This window comes from Paenibacillus sp. S29 (assembly GCF_049319765.1).
GTDB classification, from domain to species: Bacteria; Bacillota; Bacilli; order Paenibacillales; family Paenibacillaceae; genus Paenibacillus; species Paenibacillus polymyxa_B.
The window spans coordinates 436166-442858 of the sequence record NZ_JBMOUI010000004.1; the positions used below are offsets into that span (position 1 = coordinate 436166).

At 44.0% G+C, this 6693-nt stretch carries 6 protein-coding genes and 1 rRNA gene; 6 read left to right on the top strand and 1 reads right to left on the bottom strand.

All coding sequences use genetic code 11. The features are described 5' to 3' along the window. Positions 1-60: 60 nt before the first annotated feature. The gene (locus ACL9RM_RS09750) at positions 61-1191 is read right to left on the bottom strand and encodes a Gfo/Idh/MocA family protein (protein ID WP_250267458.1); all 1131 of its coding nucleotides are present in this window, start codon (positions 1189-1191) and stop codon (positions 61-63) included. Positions 1192-1322: 131 nt separating this feature from the next. Here ACL9RM_RS09750 and ACL9RM_RS09755 point away from each other — a divergent pair, with 131 nt between their 5' ends. From ACL9RM_RS09755 to ACL9RM_RS09780, 6 genes are all read left to right on the top strand, one after another. Then, positions 1323-2168 carry a LysR family transcriptional regulator gene (locus ACL9RM_RS09755; protein ID WP_250267459.1) on the top strand — a complete coding sequence of 282 codons (846 nt, stop codon included), beginning with the start codon at positions 1323-1325 and terminating at the stop codon, positions 2166-2168. Between the two features lie 19 nt (positions 2169-2187). Further along, positions 2188-2859: an SGNH/GDSL hydrolase family protein gene (locus ACL9RM_RS09760; protein ID WP_250267460.1), complete on the top strand. Its 672-nt coding sequence runs from the start codon at positions 2188-2190 to the stop codon at positions 2857-2859. A 153-nt stretch (positions 2860-3012) separates the two neighbouring features. Beyond that, entirely contained in the window at positions 3013-3483 is a 471-nt protein-coding gene (locus ACL9RM_RS09765; RefSeq protein WP_250267461.1) for a MarR family winged helix-turn-helix transcriptional regulator, read from the top strand. Positions 3484-3504: 21 nt separating this feature from the next. Beyond that, on the top strand, positions 3505-4443 hold the full coding sequence (locus ACL9RM_RS09770) for an NADP-dependent oxidoreductase (protein ID WP_250267462.1): 939 nt from the start codon (positions 3505-3507) through the stop codon (positions 4441-4443). 362 nt (positions 4444-4805) lie between these two features. After that, complete coding sequence (locus ACL9RM_RS09775) at positions 4806-6176, top strand: NCS2 family permease (RefSeq protein WP_061831563.1); 1371 nt, start codon at positions 4806-4808, stop codon at positions 6174-6176. A 449-nt stretch (positions 6177-6625) separates the two neighbouring features. Further along, positions 6626-6693 (top strand): 16S ribosomal RNA (locus ACL9RM_RS09780); the annotation flags it as partial.

The following is a 6693-nucleotide window of genomic DNA, read 5'->3' on the forward strand; positions in this document are numbered from 1 at the left end:
AAAGAACCTTTAACTCCACCTCTATCGTGGTGTTGAAGGTTCTTTTTTTATAATCCTACCTTACCATACGATCTTTTTCCCAGTTGCAGCCGATTCCTCAATGCGGTCCAGTAACCGATGCAGCTTTAAGGCATGGTTGAAATCGGGAGCGAGACGGGTGTGTGTCAAAATATCCTCGGCAAAAACATAATGAGCCTTGGCTACATTCAGGGTTACCCCTTGTTTTGGGAAATCCAGGCTTGTATTAGGCTCTCTAGTTATACTTATTTGTTCAAAAGCGCCATTAGGACCATGACTCTGCGTACTGCTTGGATCGTACACAAGTTTTTCGAGTGTTAGATTCCCAAATTGAACATGCCCAAGCGAAAGATTCTGTGCCAAACGCAAAATGCCCTTTTTCCCCTGAATCTCTATCTCAAACTTAGAATTTACTCCACCTTGAATGTGAACGGATACCGGTACTCCTTTTTCCAACAGCCCGTGAATCAAAATCTGATCGGCTGTATCCTTGGAAATGACTTCACCCGTTTCCTGAATAGTGGCTTCGTTATAGCGGGATGATGTGATGGCCGATAGCTCGCGGAATTCGCCAACGATGTATTGCAGCGCATCTAGGGAATGCCCGCCATTAATCGTGAGCAGATTAGCCCCATTGGCTCTATTCAGCAAATAAGCAGTGTCCTGATTTACTTGTCCTCCTTTGCCGGGAGTAGCTACTTGCATATGACAGGATATAATTTCACCAATCTCTCCGCTCTCTACGAGTTTTTTCATCGTTTGCACTTCAAGATCCTGTCGTGCCTGCAAGCCGACGGTATGATGAATGCCTGCCAATTCCGCCGCCTTGGTCATTTTAGCAGCTTCCGCAGTGTTTGCCCCCAGGGGCCATTCACAAAAAATATGCTTTCTCTCTTGAATTGCCGCCATTACCGCCTCGTAATGATGGGGAACTTTTATGCTCACCACGACCATATCCACATCCTCGGAAGCTGCGAGCTTTTTGGCATCATCAAAAGCCAGTGCCGCGCCTACTTCTTCTGCGCTTTGTCGCGCACTCTCCATACGAGAGGTACCGACGGCAGTGATATCCAGGTTCGAGAGCTTGAGCAAAGCCGGAATATGCGTTTGACTGGCCCATTTATTATTCATCGAACCTCCTACGATACCTACACGAATCTTCTTATTGACCATGTTGCCATACCTCCTAATTTTTAAAATGAGGGTGGAAAATAGCATCCAAGGCCAATATAATACATTTAACTCATAAATAATAATGCTTGTTTATGATATAGATATCATTTTATTTGATGGGAGGTGAAGAGATGGATATTGAAAATATGCAGGCATTTGTTTCGGTGGCAGAGCTGAGAAGCCTGACAGAAGCAGCTCAAAAGTTGAATCACCTGCAATCGAATATGACGGCCAAAATAAAGAAGCTGGAGGCTCATTACGGCACAGCGTTATTTTACCGAAAGCCCCGTGGTATGGAGCTGACACCTGCAGGAGAAATCCTATATGCTCAGTTCAAGCAAATGTTGTTGCTATGGCAAGACACGGAGATGAAAATGAGACCGCAGGAGGAAAAGCTGCGCATTGGTACGATGCAGTCCATTGTTGCGGGGGAAACAACAAGGGCGCTTACGAAGGTATACGAGCTGTACCCGCAGGCCTCGGTTACATTAAAAACCGGAACCACCACGGAAATGGAGCGATTGATCCTCGGCGGCGAGCTCGATATTGCTTTTGTCACAGGCTATCCCACCAACCCGTATATTCATTATCAAAAAATATGCCGTGAAGAGCTGGTGCTGGTGGGGAAAGGCATACATGAAGGCTCAGATCTCAAACAGGTGCTGCAAGGAGCCTCTATTATCATATTGTCGGATGGCTGCCTGTACCTAACGCATTTAAAGAAGATGTATCAGGACATGCAATTGACCCATGGCGAGGTTGTGGAGGTCGGTGTGTTTGAAACGATGGTGGAATTTGCCTTGATGGGAATGGGAATCACCCTTATGTCTAAAAGGCTTGCGCGGCAATTCAAAGTAACATCCTATTTGCCCACTCCCCCAACCTTCGGCTACATGGATACATATTTAATATCTCGTCCAAATCACGAAATGACAGCGATTGAACATAAATTTATCGAAATCAACAATACGATCTAATAGATAGGAGAGACATCGAATGACAATCAATCAAGGCAAATACCAAGGCAGCCATGCTGTATTTCTGGGCGATAGCATTACGTTTGGATATGAATTGCGTGATGGAGAAAAGCCTTACCCCCACCTTGTGAGCGGCGCACTGGGATTCCTAACCTTTGAGAATCACGGCATATCCGGCAGCAGTGTAGCCAGCGGCGGTTTTGAACCGATGTGTGAGCGTTATGAGAAAATGAACCCTCACGCGGACGTAATCTTTTTTATGGGGGGAAGAAACGATTTTTCGATGGGAGAAATACCGTTCGGTAGCTTGGATACGCCATCGACAGAAACGCGTACGTTTTATGGTGCGCTCAAGCATATTGCCGAAGGATTAATTAACCGTTATCCGGACAAGCTGATCGTCTTTTTGACTCCGCCTCACGGATCAAGTGATACGGTTCCTGAGCATCTGCCTAATGCCGTTACTGGTCAAGTCTATAGCGCGTATGCACAGGCTGTGAGAGAAGTGGCCTCACTTTATTCTTTCCCGTGCTGCGATCTGTGGAATATCACCGGAATTCAACCACTATTGCCTGTACATAAACAAATGTACTTTACAGGGGAAAATGGTGTTCCTGACGGCCTGCACCCGAATCAGGCAGGCCACGAGCGGATGGCGGCCCGTATTATCGGATTTATGAATACACTGTAATTTGGACCATTTCATCGTTTTATTGAATGACCCTACTAACTACAAGTTCTAGAATGCTCAGGCTATTTGTTTAGCTTGAGCATTTTTTTGTGATTGTAGGATTTGTATAGACTTGTCTCAGACTTGTTTATTTTTAGTGAGGGTGTATAATACTTGATATATCAATTGATGGGTCAAGCATTAGAAGGAGGGTTTGTCATCGAACATTGCTCTGAAAGAAGCCAGTTGTTTTATCGCATGCATCTTTTGTGTAAAGAAATGAATAACGCTTTTGAAGCACAATTAAAAACCAGTTTTACCAAGGTCGAAATTTTGTATCATATTGATCATCGTCAGGAACTAAGTCAGCTGGAGCTCCAACATCTGCTCGTTCTGGATGGTGCAGCAGTGACCCGACATCTGAGAAGGCTGGAAGAGGAAGGTCTGATTTTTCGTAGTAAAAAAGAGCAGGATAAGCGTGTGACCTATATACGTTTGACCGAATTAGGGGTTCAAGAGCTGCAAGTTTTGTCAGAGCAAAGACAAGCCTTTCAGGAAAAGCTGCTATGTAAGTTTACAGATGAGGAAATTGTGGTTTTGACAGATGTGCTACAACGTATGTCTAGCAATGTAAAGAATATGTAAATGTGCGAGGAGGAAATGGATATGAAAGCCATCGTTATAGATCAGTATGGAAGCAAGGATGAATTGAAAGAAAGAGAAGTGCCTACTCCTACACCACAGGCTCACCAGGTTGTAGTCAAAGTGGCGGCTACCTCCATCAATCCAATTGACTGGAAGCTACGTGAAGGTTACTTAAAACAAATGATGGATTGGGAGTTCCCGATTATTTTAGGCTGGGATGTAGCCGGTACTATTTCGGAAGTAGGCAGCGAGGTCACCGATTGGAAAGTGGGAGATGAAGTGTTTGCACGCCCGGACACCACCCGATTCGGTACTTATGCCGAGTATACCTTGGTGGATGATCATCTGCTGGCACGTAAACCCGCCTCAATTTCTTGGGAGGAAGCCGCTTCTGTACCTTTGGCGGGGTTGACTGCTTGGCAGGCGCTCTTTACACATGGTCAACTGACCAAAGGGGAAAAAGTATTAATCCACGCAGGTGCAGGTGGCGTAGGTATGTTTGCTATCCAGTTTGCCAAACAAGCCGGAGCCTATATCATTACTACAGCCAGTGAGCGTAATCATGAATTGCTTGCTTCATTGGGAGCCGACCAAATCATTGACTATCGTACAACCCGTTTTGAGGAATTTTTATCTGATGTGGACGTGGTGTTCGATACGATGGGTGGGGATGTTCAGAAAAACAGCTTTAAGGTAGTGAAAAAGGATACCGGACGGATCATATCCATTGTCAGCAATTTTGACGAAGAGTTGGTGAAGGAGTACAACGTAACAGCCCAAAATATATGGCTGGAGCCCAACGGACAGCAACTACAGGAAATTGCCGATCTGTTGGAGCAAAAGAAAGTAAGATCGGTAGTAGGAGCTACGTTTCCTTTTTCACAAAAAGGTTTGTATGACGCACACGCTTTAAGCGAAACCCACCACGCTGTTGGTAAAATTGCAATAACCTTCTCATAAGGACGCATACACATATACAGCATGAAAGGAATTGCACGATGAAGATTTTAGAAGATTATTTTCACTACTATGATCTATCGTTTATCTGGAAAATATACCGGACTCAGCGAATGCCTTTGATAAGTACAAAAATATCTGATTCCTCTAAATGATAACCCGTCAGCTGCATAATAGCTTGCGGGTTTTCTGTTTTCCGAACAATACATATGTGTTCAATTTGTAACATTCGCTTTTTCTGTTGACAAGCAGTAGGTGAGAGCCTAAAATAACGAATGTAATAATATAGCGCATATGAATGCGAATATTACTTCAAACGAACGACAACAATACGAGTATGCTTTGCGTAGGAGGAATTACGACTCATGGAGCGTTTCTTTAAATTAAAGGAACATGGCACGAACGTCCGCACAGAGATTATTGCGGGGATTACTACTTTTATGACCATGGCTTATATTCTGGTGGTCAACAATACCTTTTTAGGTCCGACTGGAGCAGGTATGCCCAGTGAAGCTGTCTTTTTTGCGACGGCGGTAGGTGCAGGTTTGGTCACCATACTGATGGGTTTATTCGTTAATGTGCCGATCGGCATGGCGCCGGGTATGGGCTTGAATGCTTATTTTATGACTGTAGTCCTGAGTTCCAATGGCATGATTACTTGGCAAGCGGCACTTGGCGCTGTATTTATATCCGGTATCGTCTTTCTGATTTTAACCGTGACACGAGTAAGACAGATGCTGCTTGTTGCAGTTCCGGAAAATTTAAAGACAGCCATTACGGTGGGTATCGGTTTGTTTATTACGATTGTCGGCTTCAAGCTTTGTAATCTGGTTATGGTGAGCATCGTTCCAGGGACAGATGTTGGTCAACCGATTCCGGGTCATGCTTTTAATTTGATTCTGGGAAGTCTGGTACATCAAAAGGATGCACTGCTGGCGCTAATCGGATTGCTTATTATCGCAGCACTGATGGTCGTACGGGTCAAAGGTGCATTGCTGATTGGGATCGTAGCTACTACATTAATCGGTATTCCGATGGGAGTAACAAATTTGAGTAGCTTGACAACAGGCAACTGGATTCCTGATTTCAGTAATTTGGCTGTAGGTCAGTTAGACTTGAAAGCAGCTTTGCATATCGGTCTGTTTGATATCATTTTCATTTTCACATTTGTAGAGTTGTTTGATACGTTCGGTACCTTGGTAGGTACGGCTACACGCGCGGGTATAATGAAAGATAAGAAAAAAGGCGAGAAAATTATCGGTAAAGCAATGCTGGTTGATGCAGTTGGGGTAAGTACTGGTGCAGTATTGGGTACAAGTACGATTACAGCATTCGTAGAAAGCTCCGCAGGGGTAGAAGAAGGTGGACGTACCGGACTGACTGCTGTAACGACAGGTGTTCTGTTCTTGTTGGCCCTGTTTATTGCACCGTTGGCTCTGGTTGTGCCTTCTGCCGCTACTGCTCCAGCTCTGATTATCGTTGGGGTCCTAATGATGAGTCAGGTTCGCAATATCGACTGGGATAACTTCCTGTTGGCCTTTCCTGCATTTTTGACCATCGTGCTGATGCCTTTCACAGGTGGAATCGCGAATGGTATCTCTGCTGGTATTCTGTCTTACGTTGTGCTGGCTGTGTTTAGTAACCTGTTTACCAGCAATAAAGTTAAAATTCACTGGCTCATGTGGGTGCTTGCTATTATTGTAGTGATCCGCTTTGCCTTTATGGGCTCCGAATAATCAGTAGATATAGAACACAGAACCTCTTTCCTGTTGCTTAAGGGAAGAGGTTCTTTTTTTTTGTAGTTAGACGCAGATAGATACAAAGGAGCTATTATATAGAAGGAAAACGAATAATAATAAAGTATTGTGAAACCTTATCTAATAAATGCTTGCAAAAAGGATATGTATATGGTATATTCTAATTCCGGCCAAGAAATACAATGTTGCGAGCGAGTATTACAAAAAAGATTTCAAAAAAAATGCTTGCAAAGTTGGTTCGAACATGATAAGATATAAGAGTTGATGAGGCGACAAACTGAATCAACAAGAAAAGAAGTTTGATCTTTGAAAACTGAACAACGAGTGAGTGAAACGATTTTGTTCGCAAAATCAAACAAGAGATATTTTATCTCGTCAGTTTCAACATGAGCTTATCGCTCTTTCTATAAACCAGCTTGGGTTGGTCTTTAATGGAGAGTTTGATCCTGGCTCAGGACGAACGCTGGCGGCGTGCCTAATACATGCAAGTCGAGCG

Coding starts and splice junctions, on each gene's coding strand:
- ACL9RM_RS09750 (WP_250267458.1), bottom strand. CDS start 1,191: ATGGTCAATAAGAAGATTCGTGTAGGTATCGTAGGAGGTTCGATGAAT.
- ACL9RM_RS09755 (WP_250267459.1), top strand. CDS start 1,323: ATGGATATTGAAAATATGCAGGCATTTGTTTCGGTGGCAGAGCTGAGA.
- ACL9RM_RS09760 (WP_250267460.1), top strand. CDS start 2,188: ATGACAATCAATCAAGGCAAATACCAAGGCAGCCATGCTGTATTTCTG.
- ACL9RM_RS09770 (WP_250267462.1), top strand. CDS start 3,505: ATGAAAGCCATCGTTATAGATCAGTATGGAAGCAAGGATGAATTGAAA.
- ACL9RM_RS09775 (WP_061831563.1), top strand. CDS start 4,806: ATGGAGCGTTTCTTTAAATTAAAGGAACATGGCACGAACGTCCGCACA.